21 protein-coding genes are annotated in these 22,684 nt (G+C 34.7%); 5 read left to right on the forward strand and 16 right to left on the reverse strand.

All coding sequences use genetic code 11. From position 1 onward, the window contains the following. Positions 1-116 precede the first annotated feature (116 nt). Complete coding sequence (locus DFR56_RS13700) at positions 117-854, reverse strand: MerR family transcriptional regulator (RefSeq protein ID WP_110396013.1); 738 nt, start codon at positions 852-854, stop codon at positions 117-119. Between the two features lie 80 nt (positions 855-934). On the opposite strand from DFR56_RS13700, the gene DFR56_RS13705 reads away from it, so the two are divergent. From DFR56_RS13705 to DFR56_RS13715, 3 genes are all read left to right on the forward strand, one after another. Beyond that, complete coding sequence (locus tag DFR56_RS13705) at positions 935-1,609, forward strand: response regulator transcription factor (protein ID WP_211320636.1); 675 nt, start codon at positions 935-937, stop codon at positions 1,607-1,609. Next, entirely contained in the window at positions 1,606-3,009 is a 1,404-nt protein-coding gene (locus tag DFR56_RS13710; protein ID WP_110396014.1) for a sensor histidine kinase, read from the forward strand. The genes DFR56_RS13705 and DFR56_RS13710 overlap by 4 nt, the downstream gene beginning before the upstream one ends. 564 nt (positions 3,010-3,573) lie before the next feature. After that, positions 3,574-3,975, forward strand: coding sequence for a hypothetical protein (locus DFR56_RS13715; protein ID WP_110396015.1), 402 nt, complete (start codon positions 3,574-3,576; stop codon positions 3,973-3,975). Positions 3,976-4,203: 228 nt separating this feature from the next. On the opposite strand, the gene ytxJ is transcribed toward DFR56_RS13715, so the two are convergent. The 6 genes from ytxJ to DFR56_RS13745 all read right to left on the reverse strand — a co-directional run bounded on the left by ytxJ (position 4,204) and on the right by DFR56_RS13745 (position 9,448). Continuing rightward, positions 4,204-4,545: a bacillithiol system redox-active protein YtxJ gene (gene ytxJ / locus DFR56_RS13720; RefSeq protein ID WP_110396016.1), complete on the reverse strand. Its 342-nt coding sequence runs from the start codon at positions 4,543-4,545 to the stop codon at positions 4,204-4,206. An 83-nt stretch (positions 4,546-4,628) separates the two neighbouring features. Continuing rightward, positions 4,629-5,306 carry a DUF3169 family protein gene (locus tag DFR56_RS13725; protein WP_110396017.1) on the reverse strand — a complete coding sequence of 226 codons (678 nt, stop codon included), beginning with the start codon at positions 5,304-5,306 and terminating at the stop codon, positions 4,629-4,631. Then, positions 5,307-5,510: a helix-turn-helix transcriptional regulator gene (locus DFR56_RS13730; protein WP_110396018.1), complete on the reverse strand. Its 204-nt coding sequence runs from the start codon at positions 5,508-5,510 to the stop codon at positions 5,307-5,309. 470 nt (positions 5,511-5,980) lie between these two features. Continuing rightward, positions 5,981-6,646 carry a DUF6320 domain-containing protein gene (locus tag DFR56_RS13735; protein WP_110396019.1) on the reverse strand — a complete coding sequence of 222 codons (666 nt, stop codon included), beginning with the start codon at positions 6,644-6,646 and terminating at the stop codon, positions 5,981-5,983. Further along, positions 6,633-7,901 (reverse strand): condensation domain-containing protein, encoded by a 1,269-nt coding sequence (locus tag DFR56_RS13740; RefSeq protein ID WP_146214294.1) that lies wholly within the window; start codon positions 7,899-7,901, stop codon positions 6,633-6,635. Before DFR56_RS13740 ends, DFR56_RS13735 begins: the two co-directional genes overlap by 14 nt. Before the next feature lie 719 nt (positions 7,902-8,620). Continuing rightward, positions 8,621-9,448: a squalene/phytoene synthase family protein gene (locus DFR56_RS13745; RefSeq protein WP_110396021.1), complete on the reverse strand. Its 828-nt coding sequence runs from the start codon at positions 9,446-9,448 to the stop codon at positions 8,621-8,623. 204 nt (positions 9,449-9,652) lie between these two features. On the opposite strand from DFR56_RS13745, the gene DFR56_RS13750 reads away from it, so the two are divergent. Next, positions 9,653-10,915 (forward strand): ATP-binding protein, encoded by a 1,263-nt coding sequence (locus DFR56_RS13750; protein ID WP_110396022.1) that lies wholly within the window; start codon positions 9,653-9,655, stop codon positions 10,913-10,915. A gap of 84 nt (positions 10,916-10,999) precedes the next feature. Then, entirely contained in the window at positions 11,000-12,163 is a 1,164-nt protein-coding gene (locus DFR56_RS13755; RefSeq protein ID WP_207520572.1) for an AI-2E family transporter, read from the forward strand. Between the two features lie 538 nt (positions 12,164-12,701). Here the strand turns inward: DFR56_RS13755 and DFR56_RS13760 are convergent. From DFR56_RS13760 to DFR56_RS13800, 9 genes are all read right to left on the reverse strand, one after another. After that, positions 12,702-13,526: a M55 family metallopeptidase gene (locus tag DFR56_RS13760; RefSeq protein WP_110396024.1), complete on the reverse strand. Its 825-nt coding sequence runs from the start codon at positions 13,524-13,526 to the stop codon at positions 12,702-12,704. Positions 13,527-13,602: 76 nt separating this feature from the next. Then, entirely contained in the window at positions 13,603-14,442 is an 840-nt protein-coding gene (locus DFR56_RS13765; RefSeq protein ID WP_372442963.1) for a carbohydrate ABC transporter permease, read from the reverse strand. Positions 14,443-14,452: 10 nt separating this feature from the next. Beyond that, positions 14,453-15,346 (reverse strand): carbohydrate ABC transporter permease, encoded by an 894-nt coding sequence (locus DFR56_RS13770; protein ID WP_110396025.1) that lies wholly within the window; start codon positions 15,344-15,346, stop codon positions 14,453-14,455. A 109-nt stretch (positions 15,347-15,455) separates the two neighbouring features. Further along, complete coding sequence (locus DFR56_RS13775; RefSeq protein ID WP_211320637.1) at positions 15,456-16,826, reverse strand: ABC transporter substrate-binding protein; 1,371 nt, start codon at positions 16,824-16,826, stop codon at positions 15,456-15,458. Positions 16,827-17,121: 295 nt separating this feature from the next. Beyond that, positions 17,122-18,027, reverse strand: a complete 906-nt coding sequence (murQ, locus tag DFR56_RS13780; RefSeq protein ID WP_110396027.1) for an N-acetylmuramic acid 6-phosphate etherase — start codon at positions 18,025-18,027, stop codon at positions 17,122-17,124. 416 nt (positions 18,028-18,443) lie between these two features. Then, positions 18,444-19,253, reverse strand: coding sequence for a serine hydrolase (locus DFR56_RS13785; RefSeq protein WP_110396028.1), 810 nt, complete (start codon positions 19,251-19,253; stop codon positions 18,444-18,446). 7 nt (positions 19,254-19,260) lie between these two features. After that, positions 19,261-20,658 carry a serine hydrolase domain-containing protein gene (locus DFR56_RS13790; protein ID WP_110396029.1) on the reverse strand — a complete coding sequence of 466 codons (1,398 nt, stop codon included), beginning with the start codon at positions 20,656-20,658 and terminating at the stop codon, positions 19,261-19,263. Positions 20,659-20,668: 10 nt separating this feature from the next. Beyond that, positions 20,669-21,622 (reverse strand): dipeptidase, encoded by a 954-nt coding sequence (locus DFR56_RS13795; protein WP_110396030.1) that lies wholly within the window; start codon positions 21,620-21,622, stop codon positions 20,669-20,671. 13 nt (positions 21,623-21,635) lie between these two features. Continuing rightward, entirely contained in the window at positions 21,636-22,367 is a 732-nt protein-coding gene (locus DFR56_RS13800) for a gamma-glutamyl-gamma-aminobutyrate hydrolase family protein (protein ID WP_110396031.1), read from the reverse strand. Positions 22,368-22,684 lie beyond the last annotated feature (317 nt).

The raw sequence follows: 22,684 nt of genomic DNA on the forward strand, positions 1-22,684 counted from the left end.
GAATATCCGATATTATTTATCCAAATTATAACATATATGTTAAATGACTCAAACTAACTTTATAACTATTTTACTTTTCCCACCAAAAAACAAAGAGCAGGTTCCCCTGCTCTCTGTTATTTATTATTCTCTGCAAAAACACGCATGGCATCACACATAAATTGTGCCAATCCTTCACCGTATGCATCAATATTTTTTGTGAAACGTTCATCGCTTATATACATTTCCCCTAAACCTTTAAACGCTTCTAATGTGTAATTCCCAATTTTATTTAAATAAACCCACCATTCTTCAATTGCTTGTTGCGCTTCAACCGATTCAGCTGGGAAATATCGAACTTCGGCTAATTTAGTATAGACTTCTTCAAACGCTTCTTCCATATTCCGTTTTTCATTCTTTGATAAGTTAGCAATTTTCGCTTTCGACGCATCTATTGCTTCATCTCCCCACCGTTCACGTGCCTCTTGTTCAAACTCATCCTGATCAAAATTAAATCCCGCAAACCTTTCTTCTTTCGTCATTTCAATTTCTCCTTTCGAAAATGCAATCGTTTTATCGATCGTTTTAATTAATATGTCTAGATGCTCACGCTTTTTTAATAATACCTTTTTATGCATTTGTAATGCTTCAAACTGACTAAATGCTGGATTTTCCATCATCGTTCTTATTTCTTTTAATGGAAAACCGAGCTCCCTAAAAAATAAAATTTGTTGCAACTGTTCTAAATTTCGTTCAGAATATAGACGATACCCCGATTCTGTTATATTATCTGGTTTTAATAAACCAATCTCATCGTAATAATGGAGTGTGCGTACACTAATTCCTACTAACTCAGCTACCTCTTTCACCTTCAACGAAAAACACCTCCTATTACTATCTTAAAGTATGACGTAACGTAATAGTCAACATTTTTACTATGGAAAGGGCGAAAGAAATGATTAAAATTCTTGCAGTTGATGATGATATAAAAATTTTAAATCTTGTCAGTATCCATTTATCTGGAGCTGGTTATACCGTCATTAAAGCAAAAAACGGTGTAGAAGCACTTGATCTGATCGAAGACGAATTCCCTGATCTTGCAGTCGTCGATGTTATGATGCCAAAAATGGATGGATATACATTAACAAAAAAGCTGCGTGAGTTGGATATTCCAGTTCTTTTATTAACGGCTAAAGGAGAGCTTGAAGATAAGGAAAAAGGGTTTATAGCTGGGTCTGATGATTATGTTGTGAAACCATTTGAACCGAAAGAAATACTATTTCGTATTCAAGCAATTTTAAGGCGTTATGATAAATCGGTTGATCCATTCATCGAAGTCGGTTCGATGAAGATTAATCGACAAAGCTATGAAGTAATGATTGGTAAAAAGACATTATTTTTACCCTTAAAAGAATTTGAATTGCTATCTGTCCTTGCATCCCGTGTGAATCATGTGTGTACGAGAGAATTTCTTATTGAACGCGTTTGGGGAATTGACTTTGAAGGTGACGATCAAACGTTAAATGTCCACGTAAAAAGAGTTAGAGAAAAATTGCGTCCCCTTTCTAGCGATATTTGGATTACAACAATACGCGGCGTCGGCTATAAACTTGAGGTGGAATCCAAATGAGATCCTTATACGGAAAATTTCTTTTTTTCACACTCAGTATTATGCTGTCTAGCGCCCTGCTTTCCTTTTTAGTCGTAAACACGTATTATCATCAACAATTAAAAGAACAAAATGATACAAAAAATATGAATATCGTCAAAAACATTATCCATTTTATTGAAAAAAATGAACACATCGATTTGGACGATTTTTTAACTACCGAAGCTAGTGTCGGTTATAAATTAATTCTTGTCGATGAAAAAGGACAAGCGACTTTATATGGTGATGCCTTTCGGGAAAATAACCTTTCGGATGAAGTAATTAAAAACGTACTTCTTGGAAAGGAGTATCACGGGATGAGGGATTTACCGAAAGAAACTTTTTTCACCGGCTTTTTTTCCGATGAAACAGCTAACACAGTTGGTACTCCCTTTCAGTTTGATGGAAAAACATATGGTCTTTTTCTCCGTCCAGATATTAAATTACTATTTACGGAAATACATTATTTACTTGCTGGAATGTTTGTCTTTATGGCAATTATTAGTTTAATTGCGATGTTATTTGTCGCACGTAAATTAATTCAACCAATATCGGAGCTCACCATTGCCACAAAGAAAATTGGCGCGGAACAATTTTCGGTTACACTTCCGACAAGTCGGGGTGATGAAATTGGAGAACTTGCTATCAGTTTTCAAAAAATGGCGAACCAATTACAAGAGTCGGATCAATTGAGGAAGCGGTTCATTAATGATGTTTCCCACGATTTTCAAACACCATTACAAAATATAAAAGGATATGCTGCACTTGTAGCTAATAACGAATTAAGTAGTGAAAAGCTCCATCAATATGCCAGAATAATTCAAGCGGAAACGGAACGACTTTCCGTACTAACGAAGCAGTTATTATTACTTACTTCTCTTGATTCTTTAACAGAACAAATGGATGTGGAACTATTTTCTGTAAGTAGTCAATTAACAGAAGTGCTACAGCGTTATAGATGGTTAATGGTGGACAAAAACATTTCGCTAACAGCAGAAATTGATGATATAACTATGTGTGGCAATCAAGCCTATATAGAAAAAGTTTGGGAAAATCTGTTATCAAATGCACTGAAATATACTACTACTGGTGGAATGATTGATATTACATTAACCGAGTCAAGTAATGGTGTTATTGCTACTTTTAAAGATAACGGGATTGGAATTCACAAAAATAACATCCCACATTTGTTTGAGCGTTTTTTCAGAGTCGATGATGCACGACATGCTGAGATTGAAGGCACAGGTCTAGGGTTAGCCATCGTTCACCAAATTGTTTCCCTTCACAGCGGCAAAATCGACGTAACGAGCATCATTGGGAAAGGGACAACTTTCACCGTTTATTTGCCTAAGAAGTTTCAAAATGCTGATCCATCTGCATAAACTACTTGTAAAAGTAATGATCGGAGAAATGAGGCTGGGACAAAAGTTTTTTATCCAAGGGAAATCCGAACAATAGTTGTTGCATATAATCTGTTCCGGAAATATACTTCGCTTTCACCACAGGGCATAAGGGCGACATCTGTTCAATCTGCGCTATCGCTTGTTTTCACAGTGTCTCCTTTACCGCGGGCGGCTGGTGAGTCTCCTCGTGCTAACGCACTGTGGAATCTCACCGATGCCTCTCCCTCCCGCGACGCACAGGACGTGCTAGTGTCGAGCGTTGGTCACAAACGCTTTTAGATGGGACGAACGAAGTGCAGTCCCAGGACGTGACCGCTTTTAGCCGACCAGGAGTCTACGTATATTTCCTCCACTTAGGTCTTATATTGTTCATCTTTAGATTTGATCGTTCTAGTTATGTTCCAGCCTCAACGGGAAAAGTTTTTAGTGGTATGTTTTATGGAAATAGAGGAGCAATCTTTTCCTCATTTGTAACCTTCTGTTCATGTTCCGTTCATGTTCGGAATATATGATAAAGATAGATATTTACAGGAGGTATACAAAATGCATGATGTTTGGAGTAAACGACTTATCCGATTTGCTGCAATTTTTGGTTTAGTTGGGGCAGTGTTAGGATCGCATATGGCAGGAGCAGGATCCCTTGCATTTCGACCTGTTCATGCACATATTTTAGTAGTTGGATGGTTATCATTATTTGCTTGGGGAATTTATTATAAAGCATTTCGTGTGAAAGCTACTAAGTTAATGGCAGCACAAGGCTGGAGTGGTATTATCGGTGCTGCTGGGTTATCAATCGGGCTATGGTTACAATATTTACAACCATTCGGCGATGCAAAAGCAATCATTTTGCCAGTATATATCGGTGGAGGAGTTATTTTATTACTAAGTTTCTTCTTGTTTGTGCTTATCACGTTCACTGGTGAAGCCGATAAAAAACAAATATAATCGTGGAGTTTTTGTGCTAAAATCAGGAGACTATGCGATTATATGCCGTGCAAAACCACTTTAGTTTTTAAAAGTAGTACTAACCATGGTTGGTCAGTACTACTTTTAGTTTTTCACCCTGTCATACAACTGAAGAATTTATTTCAGATAACCGCCTGATAGTAATTGCTACCCCATATTATGAAACAACAGGATAGAAAAATTTACGGTTAATGTTAGCCATTTTATTTAAGCATTTTGTAAAGCTTCTTTTATACTGTCAACCGTAATTTTTGTATGAGATGCATTCCAAGCCGCCTCTTTATTTTTCACGACGAAAAGCTGCGGCGATTGGTGGCGAATCCCTAAATCTTCCGCAATTTGATCCGAAACTGGACGAGATTCTCTCACCTTAACGAAAAACGCATCAATTTTTCCACCGTCTTCTTGTAAAAAAGTATTGAACTGATCAAATGCATCCGCACTTATTGGACATGTTGTACTTTGTTTAAACAGTAAAACAGGCTTCTCTCTAGAAGCTTCCCAAACTTCAGTTAAATCATCTATTTCTACTAGTTCTTTTAATGCCATGTAAAATCCTCCTCATCAATTTAACTTTCACCTTCATTTTAAGGATAAATGCAGTTTGAAACAAATAATTCGTTTGGGTATTATTATTTATTACGAACAGATAGTAAATACTTTCCATTTACAATCAGAAGGACCAGCGCCATCAGAATAACCGAAAAAAGCTGGGAATGTTCCGAAACTAGCGAATATATGGTTGAACCGACAATGGCAAATACTAAAATGCTATTTAACAAATTGTGCGATTTGTACAACCCGTGCATAATGATATACTTTTCTCCATCATCGGCTTCATCTAATAGCTTTTCTGTGAATTTTGGATCTGAAATCTCTGGAATATTACGTTCCGGATGAACAACTTTCATTAAATGCATCATGAAAAAAGTAAATAAATAACTAACGAGGGATAAAATTATTCCGATAATAATCAGTACTATATTTTTTGATGCTATTAGGGCGAAACAAAGAGCTAGTAATACAATAACGGAACTCGACTGAATTAATAAAGAATAGTCGTTAAACTTCCTATATTTTATAACATCTACTTCATCTTCTTCATCTCCATGAAACTCCATTCCACTTAACTTCTTAATTTGTATATGGAAAAGTAAACTTACCCCCAATAATATTGCCACTACTACAAATAGTCCAATCACGATTATGTTGGCGTATTTCTCAACATGTAAACTAGGCAAAGTTAACAGTAATAATACTCCAACAAACCCTACTACCCCACCTATTAATAATTGCTTTAATGTTTTCATTTACAATTCATCCTCCTCAAAGAAAAATATATTTTCAATCGGCTCATTAAATACTCGTGAAATCCGGACGGCAATTAATAAGGAAGGCACAAATTCTTCCCTTTCAATTAGACTTATTGTTTGCCGCGAAACCTTTGCCATTTTTGCTAGTTGAGTTTGATTTAACCCGTCACGTGCACGGAGTTCTTTAAGACGACTTCTCATATGACATCACCTCTTCCCTCAATTGTAAAGTATATTATTATTTTTGACAACTATATTCGTCAAAAATAAACGTTTATTTGTCAATTGTATAAGTTGTTAGTAGATGTGACTGACAATGTTGTTTATTTCCTAGCATAAAAAAAAGACTGTCTTGAAAATAAGACAGTCCTCTTGTTATTCACTTTTTACTGCACATTTACGGGGATAAACCTCTTCGGTCAACCCTCACAGCGAAAGAAAAACTGCTTAACAGCCGCCCAGTTGGCTAAAAACGATCACGTTCTGGGCCTAGGACTGCGCTTACTTGTCCGATCGAAGAGCATTTGGGACTGCGCTAAATGCTCGTCCCATCAAAAAGAGTTTGCACTTTCGTTCGTCTCAACGGAAAACGTTTGTACCGTACACCGACACTAGACCGTCTTGTACATCGCAGAAAGCAAGTATATTCCGTTTGTGGGGAGTAGGAAGTGCTATAAATGAAATCGACGATTAAATTCCGCTTTAAATATTTTATCTGCGAACATATACACACCAATAATCGCTAGGAGAGAAAACAACGTTACCACTGAACTCGGCCAAAACAATGTCGATATACCAATTGCATAGAGTATTAGTGGTATAAAACCGACTACAATTACCGACATAACATAGCCCATATAGGCATTAACAAACATTTTTTCTGTAGCTATTTTAAGACTGATTAAAAACGTTCCTAATAAAATAATAATGGGAATCACAATATTAACAGACCAACGCTCAAAGCCAGAGTTTAAATCGATGACTAAAAATAAAAATGACAATGCAAATATTTGTAAATGAATTTTTGATCCGAAATTTTTCCTTGAAATAATTGTATGCCCAATCAACACCCATAAATAAAATACGATAACCAGTACATAAATAAACCATAGTGTTGGTTCTTTTTTAATTGTTAATAAATTAATTAGTGTGCACACACTAGTAAAAATAATGGTTAAAAATAAAAACACTTTACATTTTATATTTTTTCTAGCATCATTATAATTATAATCAGGATATAAACTCGATTTATAATTATGATTCATTCTTCTTAAGCATAATGGACATTTTTTTAAATATTTATCCAAATGAACATGACAGTTTTTACATGTAGGCATCATTAACACCCCATTCATTCGATTCTATTGTGACATCAATATTTGCTTCTTTAACCAAAAAACTAAAAAAACTCCTAATAATATCCGTTTCCATAATACGACGTGTAAATGTAATAGTTAATTTATTATTTACTGAACAAATGCCACAATTAATCGGACTTTTAGCCGTTGGATAATTAACAATTTCCATTCTTTCTACATGAGTTTGCATATGAGTAGGCAAAGTAATGTTCCCAAGATTTGATAATGTCATCGTTTTTTTACTATCACCTAAATTATTAAATGAGTATTTTAAAAATAAATGCTTAATAAGCAACGGAACCATCTTAATCCAAATGCTTTTTTCTAAATGAACATTATTTGATATATTATTTTGTAAGTTTTTCTTACTCGTTTTTTCATTAAGTTGGTGAACAACTTCAGCCAACAAGTCCTGAAATGAAACGTCTTGATTTACAACTTTACCAACATTAATAACAGCGAAAAAATTTCTTAATGTTTTAGAAGGAAACAATTTACGTAAATTTACAGGTACAGCTATTACAATGTTTTTTCTACTTTTTATATATGAATTGTTTTCTCTATAAATACTGTAAATTAATACAGTTATTAAATACGCTGTAATTGTCGCCCCATGTTCTTTCGCTTTCTCATTTAATAATTGAGCGTCCATTGTTCCATGGATGGTATTATTACCTCTTTGTTTGAACTCCGTCCCTTTTAACTGATATGTCTTTTCAGATTTAGCTCGTTTAATAAACAATGGATCATAATATCGAATATAACTATCTTCTATCTCACTACTCTCGATATTATCTTCTGGCAATAATATAGTATCCTCACTATCTATTTGCTCCCCTTTTAAAAGTAAGTATTGGAAAACTAACGTTTTTAAAAACTCAACAGCACCCGAACCATCTGTTAAAGAGTGAAATATCTCCACTGAAATCTTTTTATTAAAATAAACTACACGTAGCAGACTACCATCTGTTGTTGGGTGACATGGATAATGTTCTTCCTTTTTTACTTCTATACTACTTTTTTTAATATCTAAATAATTCCAAAATGTACCTTTATGTAATTGAACGTTAAAGATTGGATAGCGCTGAATAACAATATTCGTCGCTTTTCTTAAAATATATTCTTGAATCTTATCTGTAAGTACCATTGAAACGCGGAAAATAGATGTGTTCGTTTCATTTCTAACCGCTGGAAATATTTTAGCCGCATTATCCAGTTTATACCAATTATTCATTATCAATTTCCTTTCCACCAAGCAATAATACAAAACATGGGGAAATTCCTCTCTGTGAAAATGGAATCTCTTCAAGCTATTTTATCAACAAGTAGTATTATCGTTCATTATAGTGCGTGTTCAAAAAGGGGGATAAAAGGACCGAGTAGTTCCACTTACCGGACTTTTTGAACAACCTTTTATAGAAACTATTAAATTTATACTTATTCACTTTCAGCACTAATAAGTGTACTACATATTGATATACAATTATAGTCATGAAGGGAGCCTATACACTAAAATTTTTTTTACTTGCTTCATAACACTATATGAAAAGTTCAATTACATAAAGAAGACTTGGTTCAGTATGGAGTTTCGACGCACAGGACGTGCTAGGGCAAACGTTGCGACAATGCTTTACGGTGGGACGAGCATTTAGCGGAGTCCCAGGACGCTCGAGTTCTTAGTTTGCTTCATTTCTCCGTCTGAACCTTAGTCGCACTTATTTCGGAGCTTGGCAAATAAATGATAATTTATTTATTTGCATAAGTGCAACATCACTTCTGACTTCGCTCCTAGCTCGTCAGTCAGTGTGTTTGCTTTAGCGGCACTTATCTCCCGCCTATAGAGGCGGAGTTTTTAGTAACGCCGCGGAGATAAACGAAAGTTTGAGATCATGCTTATCTTTATCGTATCAACAAAAAAGATTGCCTCATTCATGAAATAAGACAATCTTTTTTTTATTCGTTTTTTACTTCGGCTACAACTTCTTCGACTTCTTGTCGGGACATTTTTTTCTTCCCATCTTCCATCGCTTTTAACGTGCGTTTTGCTAGTGCTAATGGGATTTTACAAAATAGTGTAATCGTTCTCGTTTTTATATCTTGTAAATATAAATCACCTAAACGTAAATTTTCATGTGCATATGCAAATACATCATCACGAGTCCAGCCTTCGGGAATAAAACGTACACCACGTTCTGCAAAATCTTCATGCTGGTTACGCAAAATATTTACAGCCTGTAAACCTCTTCCGAAACCAATTGCTAAATCATGATCTGTTTCTGTTCCGTCATACCATTTCCAAATATCTGACAGCATGACACCAACAAGTCCAGCAACATAATATGTATAATCATCAAGATCTTCTTTCGTTTGAATTACCCAATCTTTTTTCACCCAATCAGCCATTCCACCGGCCATTTCAGCTGTTGCTTCTTTCACTTTACGAACAATGCCTGTTGGGCACACATTAATCCAATCTCCTAGACGAATCGTTACTTCTGGTAAATCTTCTTTATAAGGTGTAATAAGGCTTTGATAAGCGGTCTCATCAAATTCACCTTCAGCAAGCAAAAGAACTTTTGTTTCTCTTAATAAGTGTTCTTTTACTTTTGCCTCCATTGTTTCATGATCTTCTATTTCATCGATCGCACGCATACATAAATATGCCGAACCGACCGTTAATCTTAATTCACGCTTTAGTAATGTAATCGGTATATAAAATGTTCTACTTGTTTCCTTTAATACGTGCATCGCATCTTTTTCTAATTTAGCCTCGTTCCTCAAGTTACCGTTCCTCCTTATTGGGGTTATGTTAAGTATATCAAAGAATGCTTATTTTTTCTTATGTTATCGCTTGTTTTCACGCATTATTGTTCGTGTTTTTATCATCCTACGATTTTTAACATATTTTCAATCTTTTTTAGATTTACTTCTACCCAAAAATAACATATAATCCAATCATTACATCATACTGAAAGGAATAATGATATGAAAAATAAAGCAATCATTTCTTTTAATAAGATTAATCGTGCTACCATTCCACATTATTACGACTACGCTATTGCTATTGAAAAAGTGATTGAGGCATTAACAAAGCGAACTGGAAATCTTTATAACATTTATTCGTTTGAAGAAGATTGGGAAATGATATATAGTGCATTGGAGCAAATGTTACAAAATAAAACGGACGACATAGAAGTAATTTCCCCTATTTTTGATCATATTAGTAGTAGAAAGATTCATGGTTCAGATAGTGAAGGCTATTCGATCACACCTTCCGAGTCGAATAATTTATTATATTTTCCAACATATGATGTTGCTTATGCAAACATACAAATCTATCAAAGCCATGCTGATTATCCTCATGATTTTATTTTTGCTCAAGATGACGAAAGTGTTGTAACTTTCATGAAAGAAATGGTTGAAAAGACACGTTCATTTATGCTAGATGGGATCACTGTTTTAACGGATACAGAAGATGGGCTCGAACGGTCGCAAGAAGAAATTACAAATCAAATTCAGCGTGATGATGTTTTATTAGAAGAAATCGTGAAAAGAGATATTTTTCGCTCCATTGATGAATTTTTCTCAAAAAGTGGGACATTTTTCAAAACGTACAATATTCCATATAAAAGAGGAATATTGCTCTATGGCAATCCTGGTAATGGTAAAACTACTCTCGTTAAATCAATTGCTGGAAGTGTAAAAGCACCCGTTATTTACTGGCAAATTACCGAGTTTACATCGAGTTATTCGATTGATGAAGTGTTTCAAACAGCCAAAAAAATGGCACCTGTCATATTAATTATTGAAGATATTGATTCCATGCCACATGAATCCCGTTCTGTCTTTCTTAATGCATTAGATGGTGCGACATCTAAAGATGGAATTTTTCTTATTGGAACGACCAATTATCCGGAAAGAATTGATCCAGCACTTATTAATCGAGCAGGGCGATTTGATCGAGCATATGAAATAAAACAACCAGATGAGAAGCTACGTCGCAACTATTTACTGAAAAAACAAGTAAGTCAATTTGTCGCAGCTGAAGTAGTCGATGAAATTGCAACGAAAACAAAGAATTTATCGATTGCCCAATTGAACGAACTATATATGTCCATGGCCTTACAATGGCATTATGATAAGCAAGTAGATGTTGATAAAATTATTGAGGAATTAAAAGAAAATCATCGGAAAACGATGAAACAAGATTGGGAAATGGAAGATTTCGACGATCGACTTGGGTTTTAACTTTTGGGACAAACATAGAATATTTTTTTGCCTTCCTTTATAATAAAGGTAACTTAACTGAATTTAGAAAAAAAGGAGATTTCGATGAAATTTTCTAGTCGATTTATTAAATTTATAGGAGGGCGTGATTTAGTCTTCACGCTCCTCCTCCTTTTGCTTATTGCCATTACTATTTTTGTGTACAATAAAATTTCATTTATTTTTCATCCACTAATCATCATCTTTTCAACTATTGTTCCACCTGTCATTTTAGCGTTTATCGCTTACTATCTATTAAATCCAGTCGTTAATTTCCTCGAACGGTTCCGTATTAAACGGATTTGGGGAATTATCATTCTAATTTTAGGAATTAGTGGCCTTCTTACTAGTGTGATCCTTATTCTTGCACCAATTATTGAAACGCAAATTAAAGATTTAATTAAAAATTTCCCGAACTACCTAAACCAAATGGGAATTGGAATTCAGGCGTGGATGCAATCTTCCATCTTTGGAGATTATTATGATCAAGGATATGAATGGGTCGTCACTAATTTAAGTGAAATACCTAAAATAATAGGAAATTATATAGATAATGCATATGAAGGTGTAAGGAATCTAGTAACGACGGTAACAAATGTGATTGTAGCTTTAGTTACTTTCCCTATTATCTTGTTTTTCCTGTTAAAAGATGGGGTTCGATTTAAGCATTACTTTTTACGCTTACTCCCACCAAAAAACCGAAAAGATGTTCATCAAATTCTTAAAAACATGGACGAGCAAGTCGGTTCTTATATTCAAGGACAAATTATTGTCGCTACATGTATTGGAATACTCCTTTATATTGGCTATTTAATTATCGGCCTTGATTATGCGATTATTTTAGCTTTAATTGCGGCTATTACAAGTGTCGTTCCTTATTTAGGACCTACGATTGCTATTTCACCAGCCATCATCATTGCAATCGTGCACTCTCCGTTTATGCTATTAAAGCTTGCCATCGTCTGGGTTGCTGTTCAATTTCTAGAAGGAAATTTCATCTCACCGAATGTCATGGGAAAAACGATGAAAGTCCATCCACTGACCATTATTATTGTTTTACTCGTTGCCGGTAATTTATTTGGACTTATCGGTGTAATATTAGGAATTCCAGGTTATGCAATTGTAAAAGTACTTGTTCAGTTCTGTTATGAAAAATTTAAAATTCGTTATAATACATTTTATGGAGAGAAATATGGAGCTTATGAAATAGAGAAAAAGGTCAAAGATTGATTTCAACTTCACAACGGACACCATTACTTTTTGCTAACAGTTGCTACTATGGCTTTAACTTTATTTCAATAGGCTAAAGCCCATTTGCGTGTTCTTGATGTCCTCCATCATCGGAAAAAGGACAATCGCTTAGGAAAGCTCCTTATATTCGTACGTTTGTGTAATAATATTTCTCGCGTATTTGAACGTTCCCTAAAAAGCTTCCATGGACCGTTATCGAATGCACTTAATCGAACCATATGGAACAAACAAAAACTGTGGAAATAGGAGCTGTACGCTTTCCTACTTGCACAGTTTCGTTTTTACATTACCAGCGACTTCACATTATCTTCATTTATCAAATATCTTCCTTTATTTTCTCCCATCGATGGAACGACTTCTATTATTGGATTCTTTGTCATACCTCCCCATCGCAAACTTTATAGCAATGGATTGTGTTTCATTGAATTTTCACCGACTCTTCAGCCTTACGTCCAACAAGAAAGATGAAGTAGAACCTACTAGGAGGGAAACTTTCTCACTTGTTAAGTCTTATTCTTTAAGAAAATGTCGTATGCATTGCAAGTTCTGTCATAACGAGCATTGCTTTATACGCCTCAATAATATCTTTTGCTTCAAAGCAAACAACTGTCGTACCTTCCTCTAGCTTAGTACCAGGCATCAAACTTGCCCATTCGGCTTGCCCATAATTGTTGAATTCTATTTTTAATGTTGGATCTTTAGGAGGGATAAGTGGATCTACCTTATCCCTATTTGCTAATGCATCTTTTACCTTCTCCGCCAATAATGCGTGTGCTTTTTTAGGTGATAAACTTTTGACACAAGAACGCGAAATAGTTTGTTTTACCGTAGCTGTTGTAATATTTGGTACTAAAGCTTCCGCTTCTTTAGCAGCTTGGTCATCTCCAGCTACCATTAATAATGGGACGCCAAAGTAACCTGCAACATATGCATTAAAGCCCATTTCACCAATTGGTTGATCATTGATATAAAAATTGCGAACTGCATGAATCATCGAATGTGACATCACACCGAATTGCCCTGCTCGAGCATGATACCCTATGAACATTGCACCATCAAAGCTTTCCTCTAATCCTTGTATCATGGATAATGGTTTCACACTTCCTGTTATTAGCTGAGCATCTTCATGTAATTGATCGATCAAAATATTATTCATTTTTGAATGACTATCATTTACTAATACTTCTTTACAACCATTTTTAAACGCCTCAGTTACTACCACATTGATTTCATCTGTCATGATTTTTCGAGCCCTTTCATAGTTGTGCATAGATGAATCAATAAATGTTTGATCAGGTAATCCCGTTATTCCTTCCATATCTACTGAAGTGTATAGTTTCATTTACTTCTCCCCTTTCCTAATAGGTTACTATTCTTCATTATGTTTCTTAGGAGATGCTTACATTTCAATAATTCCATCACCCTTTAACAGCTCCCTCTGTCATTCCTTTTACGATATGACGTTGAAAAAGAGCATAAATAATAATAATAGGAATCACTGCGATCGATAAACCGGCAAATAAAGCACCCCATGCACTATTATATTCGGCATTTTGGTTCAGCAGATCCATTGCAACTCCTAATGTATTCTTCTTTTCACTTTGTAATAGAATTAGAGCCATGAAATATTCATTCCAAAAAGAAATTGCATTTAATATAGATGCTGTTATAATTCCTGATTTCACTAATGGTGTAACTACTTTAAGCAGGACTCCATAAGGACTCATCCCATCGATTGCAGCTGCTTCTTCTAACTCTTTTGGTACATTTCCCATAAAACTAGTAAGAATAAAAATGGTAAATGGAACATGTGAGATTGCATAAACAAGGGATAATGCCCATAAATTATCCAACATATTCATTTTCATCAGTAAAAAAAATAATGGGATCCACCCAAGAACCGCCGGAATCATCATGGAAGCTAGATAAACATTGAATAAAAATTGGCTGCCTTTAAAACGTACTCTTTCAAGAGCGTAAGAGGTTGGGATGGCGAATGCTAGACACAATGCGGTACCCAATATAGTCACAATAGCACTATTAATAAACCCTGATCCAATATTATATTCAGTCCAAGCAAGGATAAAATTATCTATATTAAATACTTCAGGCCATGTCCACGGGGACGCATAAATTTCTGCATTCGATTTAAAAGAACCTAAAAACATCCACACAATTGGATAAATAACGATAATAGCCCATAATATTAACGGAATACGAATACATAATTGACTTATTACTTTTCCTATTTTCAAAATAGCCCCCTCCTTAATATTCAACTTTCTCTCTTTTTAGTAAAAATTGAAGTAAAATTACTGTAATTAATGATACAATTAAAATTAACACACCTATTGTTGCTCCATAGCCGAATCTAAAGTCTGAAAAAGCTTTTGTATATAAGTAGGAACCCATCACTTCGGTTGCATCACTTGGACCCCCACGGGTCATAATTTGAACAAGTACGAACGATCCATTTAGCGAAGTAATGACTATGTATATAATAGAAGTTTTAATTTGTGGCCAAATTAACGGAACTGTTACCTTCCAAAACTGTTGCCAACTGTTTGCACCGTCAATGTCCGCTGCCTCATAATAACTCTTGGGAATATTCATTATTCCTCCCATAAGAAGAAGCATAAAGAGACCAATTCCAGCCCAAACAGATGGTAGTACAAGACTAGGTAATGCCCACTCTAAACTCCCTAACCACGGTCTAGTCCAACTTTCCAATCCGATCATTGTTAATCCAGAATTAATAATTCCAATTTCAGGGTTAAACACAAACTGCCATAGAATCCCTATAATTACAACTGACATAATGTTAGGGAAAAAGAAAACCACACGATAAATAGGTGCTTCCTTAATTCGCAATTGAGTAAGAGCTACCGCAAAAAAAGTGGCTAAAATCATAATGCCAACTAACTTTGTTAAAACTAAAAAATAATCATGCCAAATTGTTTTAGGTATCATAGGATCGCTAATTAATTCTTTATAATTACCAAGACCTACAAACTCTTTAACTGCACTTGTACCCGACCAGTTAAAAAAAGAAAGATATAGACCATTAATCATTGGATAAACTGTAAATAAAATAAAAAAAACAAAAGTCGGAACCAAACAAAAAGCTAGAAAAAGATATCTTTGTTTCTTTGACTGTACCATAACATCACTCTTTCAAAAAATTTCATCGGTATAAATAATGCGGGTTAATGTACAAACAATATATATGGAGTGTGTAAGTTATTCGCTCTTTACACACTCCAATCAAAAGTTACTTTTGTGCTTTTTCCGCTACAGCAATTATTTTTTCAATGTATTCTTCTGCATCAATCTTTCCTAATAAAAGTGGAACAATTTGTTTTTTAACTTCATCAGATATTTTAATAGAAATATCTAGATCGTCACCTTCTGGAGTTTTTCTTTCATGCACTACTACCTTATCAGGATTATTAATTGTATCATTTATATTTTTCAAAAATGTAGGCACATTCTCGTTTTCCGATAAATCCACGTCTTTGATATCCATAATTGCACCTGTTGATTCAGCAAATTTTTGTCCATATTTTTCAGTGAAAATAAATTCTAAAAATGCTTTCGCTGCTTCTGGGTTTTTAGCTTCTTCTGCAATAGCAACAGGTCGTAAATCTGGTACAAGACTCATAGGCTCACCCGCATTATTCATCGGAGTCGGAATAAATCCATATTCAAAATCTTCTGGAGTATCATTTTTCATCTCTGTCGGTAGCCAAAACCCTACTGGAATAAATGCATTGTCATGCATTAAAAAATTCATTTGGGATTGTGTATGACTACGTGCTGCAAAAGCTGGGTCAACTAAATCAGCTTCTTGCATCTTTTGGACTTTTTGCAACACTTCTAATGTTTCTTCCCTTTCCCATGCCTCAACTTTACCATTTAATAGATCATTTAATAATTCTTCCCCACCTGCTGCTGCAAAAGCTGGGTATAGTACTCCTCTTTGGAAGTACTGTGGATAATTTCCTGTTGTGTTGAATGGGTAAATCCCTGACTTTTCTTTTATTTCAATCATTGAATCCATCCAAGAATCAAAGTCTTCTGGAACTTTAAATCCTTCTTGTTCGAACCAAGCATTATCGTACCATACACCCCAAGTATCAAATGCAAGCGGCAAACTATAAACTTTCCCTCCATCTATCTCTTCCAATGGTGTGATAAAAATATCATACAAGGCTTTACCATCATCTGTTTCAGCATCTTTTAGCCAATCACTAAGATCCATTAATTGCCCATCATTAATCATTTGTGTCTCACTTGCTCCATCTCCATCAATATAAACAACATCTGGTGGATCATTAGAAATCCATCTAGTTTTCATTTCATCATTAATATTTGGTCCAGCATGTTCAATAACATTAACATTTGGATATGTCTCTTTAAAATCGGCAATAACTTCTTTCCACCAGGTATCACCATACCCTCCAACAAAATACTGAATCTCAAAATCACCAGAAACTTCTCCATTTTCTTCATTCGGAGATTCTGAGGACTTATCTTCTTGGCTAACCTCTCCATCCTCTGCTGTTGAACAAGCTGTAATAATTCCAAAAACTAGAATGAATAATCCTAATATGTAACATCGCTTTAGAAAAGTAGTAAACAAATTGATTTCCTCCCTTTAATAGTTAGTTTTTCTTGATTCTTTCGGATCTTCTAATCATTACTTATGATTACAAATCAGATGTGTAATCGCTTTCTTTTTTCTCAATTCAATAAATACTGATAAATTTTATTTGCCTTCAAAATGATAATCCTCTTAGAGGTGGAGATAGTTTCTAGGGCACGGTGAATGGACCATTAATTTTACTAAAAGTCGGTTTATTTTCCTATCCAGCCCTTTTCTGTATTTCACAACACCTCCTCTATTGCCATTTTTAACGTGGCATTAGCTAAATGAATTAATCGTGATTCATTCCTGACAATTCATTCAATGCTTTTACAAAATTCCCTTGATGTTTATCCAACATATATTTGGCTTTTTCAACACAAAGGTGAAACATTAGCATTAAAATTGCTATACGAGTGTCGCCACCAGCTGTTTCATTTGCTGCCTCTGCTGTTTCCATATCAGCCCCTGTTAATTCTGTAATAATATAAATAGCACGCTTTCTTAATTTTTCATTCGTTGCTTGAAGATTGATCATCAAATTTTCGTATACTTTTCCCGTTTTAATCATTGTTACAGTGGATAACATATTTAAAACCATCTTTTGTGCAGTACCTGCTTTTAAACGAGTAGATCCTGTCACCACTTCTGCACCTACTGGAAGTTCAATTGCCACATCTACCAATCTGGATAATGCTGCGTTTTCATTGCAAGAAATACTAATTGTCTCGGCACCAAGGTTCAATGCTTCGCGAATAGCTCCTATGACATAGGGTGTTTGGCCACTTGACGCAATACCAACGACAACATCTTTTGCCGTTACATTCTTTTTGACATCATACATGCCTAACTCTGTGCTATCCTCAGCGTTTTCTATCGCCTTACGTAATGCTTTATCCCCTCCCGCTATCACTCCTTTGATTAATTCCGGTGATACGCCAAAGGTAGGTGGACATTCAGACGCATCTAAAACTCCTAATCTTCCACTAGTTCCAGCACCAAAGTAGACGACATGACCACCTGCTTCGATTGTTTCGACCATGACTTTAATAGCCTTCTCTATTTGGGGTAATGCTTTTTCAACAACGTAAGGTACTTTTTTATCCTGTTCATTGATCAGATGAATTATTTCCTGTATTGAGTTTTGGTGTAAATTGTTCGATTCTGTATTTCTCTTTTCTGTTAACAGTTTTTTCATTTATTGTACCTTCCTTATTTCATCATAAAGTTACGTTTGAAGTCTACTTATGACAGGAATTTTATTTACTTTTCACGAACTCATGATAAATGATTTCATGAATTTCTATCCTAATTTTTTGCATTTGGTCTATCCCAAATGTCTCATGTTTGTTAGAAATACAAATATTAGTATTTTATTTTGTCTAAATTTTACCCCCATAACCAAATTTGGAATTCCACAATTCTGAATAATTCAATTATATACGCAGTTCTTTCTATTTTTATTTATTATAATGTGGTTGATTTTTTTTGTCAATAATAATTTAAATTTTTAGAAATATTATTTCATTATTTGCAAAAAAATATCTTTTGTCAAACAGAGGAGATGATCGTCTTAGAGATACTTTTTCTATTTGACTCTTAAGATATCCTTTTTTACACTTTTACGTATTCATAAACTTCTTTCCCTATTTGGTTGATCATTCGTATAGCTTTATTCTGGTTGCAACCTTCCGATAATACGTTAATGATCACAGTTCGATCTCTTTTGTAAAGCACACCTGTATCATGATACAGATTTTCAACACTCCCTGTTTTACTTGCAAACGTCCATTCAGGTTGTTGACCAATATGCTTTATTGGTATGTCTGGAAAGTATGCTGTTAAATGTTGGATTTGTTGTCGTTTCAAAAGATCAATCATCTGTTCACAAGCATATTGCGAGCTGAATTTCCCTTCAACAACTGTTCGATAAAAAGTAGAAACATCATGAGCAGTAATCATATTTCTACCTTCCAATTGAACAGGTACGGTCATTAATTTATTGTAAAAAGAACTATGTAACATGCCAATTTGGCTCATCGTAGCTTGGATTTGTTTCTTACCTAGTCGATCTATCACCATATTCGTTGCTGTGTTATCACTTTGAATAATCATTAACATCAATAAATCATAGAATGTTAGCTCTAATCCAATAGATAAATGTTGCAAAACACCTGCCCCACCAACGACATCTACTTTTTTCAGTTTGATCTTTTCACTTAAACATAATAATCCTTGATCGGCCATTGAAAAAGCAGTTGCCATAATAGGCAATTTTATGATACTAGCAGCATAATATTGGTGCTTACCATTGATCGATAAACTATCTTGCTTATCTAAATCTTCCACTACGATAGCCCAATTCCCATCTTCCGATTTTACTAACTGTTCTAGTCTTTCTTTCAGTTCATTTATAATAAGCACCTACTTTTCATTTAACTTTTGGAACGATACGATGATAAATGGAGATCGCATAAACCATATCAGATTCATCCATTAACAATTCAACAGGTTCTGCTACATCATCCACATAAGCAAGAAAAACATTTTCTTTTATAAATTTAATTGGATATACTTTCTCATTATAGGTAAATAATAGATGATGATCTTTTATTTCAATAGTCACATCCATCCCCTCCCCTGAACGATACTCTCCTTTATATAATGATAATGTGTCAGATTCCACAACGTATTCTTCCTTAGAAAGAAAATCTGCATCAAGATCCCGTCCGAAATAAGCATTTAACGCACATTCCATCATTCGTGAAGCTGGAAAACCAGATAAATTGGATAAAACAATTGCCGTTATCCCCTCTTCAGGCAGAATGGCTAACTTAGAAGAAATAGATTGTAGACTACCCCCGTGATCCACTAGCTTTTTCCCGAAATAATCTAGTGTAATTGCTAGACCATATCCATAAAACTTGATCGGATCCATCTTCATATGTGGGTGTAACATTTGCTTAACACTTTCTTCTGTTAAAATACGTGCTCCATTAACAACACCTTGATTCATAAACAGTGATGCATAAACAATCATATCGTTTGCAGTTGATTTTAAAAAACCTGTGGCACGCATTGCTGGTGCATCCCACCAATCTTGTGCCAAATACACTTCATTCTGTCCATCTTTTTCATGTATTTCATAGCAGGAAGTAATATTTTCATATGACTTGAAATCTTCTATCATAAAATTCGTATGTGACATTCCACAAGGCAGAATAATATTTTCCAATACGTACTGTTCATATGGTATTCCACTGACATTTTCAATTATTGCCCCTAGTAAACCGTAAGCATCGTTTGAATAACTAAACATATTTCCTGGTTTCGCAAACAATTTAACATTGGATTCAGATATGTATGTCATTAATTGTTCATACGACATTATTTGGTTTTCTAAGTCAGGCAATTCCAAGTAGTCTACCATTGAATCATCATTTCGCTCTCTTTCCATCGCATAGTCTAAAGAAGGTAATGGCGGGAGCCCTGACGAATGTGTCATAAAATGATAGACAGTAATCTTTTTCAAATCTTCTTGATTTTCCAGCGCAAATTTAGGTAAATATTGAATGACAGGAGCATGAATATTTAATTTACCTTTTTCTGCAAGTTGCATGATCGCTACACAAGTAAATGATTTTGTAAGAGAAGCTAATCCAAATACCGTATTTCCATCAATCTTCTCTTGTTTTTCTACATTTTTATAGCCAAATGCTTTTTCATAAACTATTTTTCCATGTTTAGCAATAGCAATAATACTACCTGGAACATGATACTCATACAATAACCGTTCCATTCGTTCTTCAAATGTTTGCCTATTTTTCATTGCTTCCCCCCTAAGGCAATCTTGTTGGACGATGATCCAAAAAGTTTTGATAGGAAAAACCTCTTACCTCTTCTTCTGAATAATACTTTAACAATTCTGTAATGAGCTGTTGATATTTTGATGCATCTTCTAAGCCATGAATAAATTGATCAATTCCATCAAAATCTGAGCCAAACCCAATATTTTTCACACCACCTAATGAACATAGATAATCAATATGTTCAATTAAATGAGGGATCTTTACATCGTCTCTATCAGCTCGGACAAATGGAGGATTAAACACAACATGGATCAAACCATCTTTTTCAAACATTTTTTTAATTTGATCATCATAGAGATTTCTTGGATGATCACAAAGTTCTCTCACATTAGAATGGGATGCAATTGGGTAATCCGCAAGTTCCATAACCTCCCAAAAACTTTTCACAGAAAGATGGGAAACATCTGTAAACACATGGTGCTCATTATTTAAAATCACTACTTCTTTACCTAACATTGTTAATCCACCACCACGTGGTTCACCAACCCCATCTGCACATAAATTTGCATGATTCCATGTCAACCCTATAGATAGTACTCCTTCTTGATAAAGACGCCTTAATTTATTTACGTCATTCCCAAAAGCATCAGCACCTTCTAGTGTAAGTACAGCTCCAATCTCTCCGGTTTGTAAATGATCGATATCTTCCCAGTTCTTTATCTGTTTCATTTCAGGATTTTTCCCTAGAATTTCTGTGTGGAATAATTCTATTTGTTCTAATGCATATTTCCAAATCTCGTCAGAAGAAACATCAGGATATATAAAAATAGCATAAAACTGCACAAATACTTTTCCTGTTTTCAATCGCTCTAGATTAGTATCTAATTTAGGTGAGTGATTATAATCAAGCTGTTGTAATTTTTTACTTCTATTTGCTAGTTGTAATTTGTACAAAGCATCACAATGTGCATCAATAATTTTCAAACCTTTTCCCCCTTTAGTTCTTTGCCTCACTCGAAATACCGCTACATGCTTCGATAAAGGAGTCGAATATTTTCTTGGATGTGTCATCCCCTTGCATAGCCATATTTTCCGGATGCCATTGAACGCCTAAAACATAACGGTAATCTTTGCCCTCAATCGCTTCGATGATCCCATCATTTGCGGTACCGCTTTGAACGAGCGAATTACCTAATCGCTTAATGGCCTGATGATGACGACTATTCACTTTTATTTCACTTGAACCTACTATTTTGGACAATAAGCTCTCTTCCGTTACATGGACAAAGTGAGACGGATAACCATCATAAGCTTGTTGATGATGTTGCAACAATGTGCTATCAATTTGATCATATATATCTTGGTAAACACTACCACCTAATGCTACATTAATTATTTGGCATCCTTTACAAACTCCCAAAACTGGTTTGTTTTTCTGTAGTACTTTTTGAACTAGAATCATTTCAAATTCATCACGTTGCTGATTTACTACACCTAACTTTTGATGTGGTTCTTCTCCAAAAAGAAATGGATTAATATCATTCCCACCAGTTAAATAAAGACCATCAATCCTTTCTACCAGTTCATCTGCCGTACTTTCATTTTTAAAGTACGGTAATAAAATTGGAATTCCACCAGCTTCACTTAGTGACTTCACATTATCTTCATTGATAAAATATTGTCCTTTATCTTCATCAATAGATGGAACAACTCCTATTATTGGACTCATTGTCATACCTCCTAATCCAAAATATAATCATAAAGTGGTGTTTCTTCGTTTATTTGGTCATTTTTGATTTATCATTGTTTTGTATCTAAAATTTCAGATCTACGAATCAATTTCATCATTCAATATGTCCGTTAACTATCCGAACAACAAAGATTAGTTATTGGTTCCCACTCTAGATGGTCGCTTTTTAGCGAGCACCGTTAAATCTTCGTCAGACTAAAGCCCTTCTAGTCCTACCTGCACCTTTCCTCCTGCGACGCACCATGTTTATTGCACCGAGTAATCGCAAGTGTAAAGATTTTGATGGTACGAGCATT

It is taken from the genome of Pseudogracilibacillus auburnensis (assembly GCF_003201975.1).
GTDB lineage: Bacteria > Bacillota > Bacilli > Bacillales > Amphibacillaceae > Pseudogracilibacillus > Pseudogracilibacillus auburnensis.

What these genes read in the sequence shown, in the direction of transcription:
- DFR56_RS13705 (WP_211320636.1), top strand. Translation starts at nt 935, where the DNA reads ATGATTAAAATTCTTGCAGTTGATGATGATATAAAAATTTTAAATCTT.
- DFR56_RS13710 (WP_110396014.1), top strand. Translation starts at nt 1,606, where the DNA reads ATGAGATCCTTATACGGAAAATTTCTTTTTTTCACACTCAGTATTATG.
- DFR56_RS13715 (WP_110396015.1), top strand. Translation starts at nt 3,574, where the DNA reads ATGCATGATGTTTGGAGTAAACGACTTATCCGATTTGCTGCAATTTTT.
- ytxJ (WP_110396016.1), bottom strand. Translation starts at nt 4,545, where the DNA reads ATGGCATTAAAAGAACTAGTAGAAATAGATGATTTAACTGAAGTTTGG.
- DFR56_RS13725 (WP_110396017.1), bottom strand. Translation starts at nt 5,306, where the DNA reads ATGAAAACATTAAAGCAATTATTAATAGGTGGGGTAGTAGGGTTTGTT.
- DFR56_RS13730 (WP_110396018.1), bottom strand. Translation starts at nt 5,510, where the DNA reads ATGAGAAGTCGTCTTAAAGAACTCCGTGCACGTGACGGGTTAAATCAA.
- DFR56_RS13735 (WP_110396019.1), bottom strand. Translation starts at nt 6,646, where the DNA reads ATGCCTACATGTAAAAACTGTCATGTTCATTTGGATAAATATTTAAAA.
- DFR56_RS13740 (WP_146214294.1), bottom strand. Translation starts at nt 7,901, where the DNA reads ATGAATAATTGGTATAAACTGGATAATGCGGCTAAAATATTTCCAGCG.
- DFR56_RS13750 (WP_110396022.1), top strand. Translation starts at nt 9,653, where the DNA reads ATGAAAAATAAAGCAATCATTTCTTTTAATAAGATTAATCGTGCTACC.
- DFR56_RS13755 (WP_207520572.1), top strand. Translation starts at nt 11,000, where the DNA reads ATGAAATTTTCTAGTCGATTTATTAAATTTATAGGAGGGCGTGATTTA.
- DFR56_RS13760 (WP_110396024.1), bottom strand. Translation starts at nt 13,526, where the DNA reads ATGAAACTATACACTTCAGTAGATATGGAAGGAATAACGGGATTACCT.
- DFR56_RS13770 (WP_110396025.1), bottom strand. Translation starts at nt 15,346, where the DNA reads ATGGTACAGTCAAAGAAACAAAGATATCTTTTTCTAGCTTTTTGTTTG.
- murQ (WP_110396027.1), bottom strand. Translation starts at nt 18,027, where the DNA reads ATGAAAAAACTGTTAACAGAAAAGAGAAATACAGAATCGAACAATTTA.
- DFR56_RS13790 (WP_110396029.1), bottom strand. Translation starts at nt 20,658, where the DNA reads ATGAAAAATAGGCAAACATTTGAAGAACGAATGGAACGGTTATTGTAT.
- DFR56_RS13800 (WP_110396031.1), bottom strand. Translation starts at nt 22,367, where the DNA reads ATGAGTCCAATAATAGGAGTTGTTCCATCTATTGATGAAGATAAAGGA.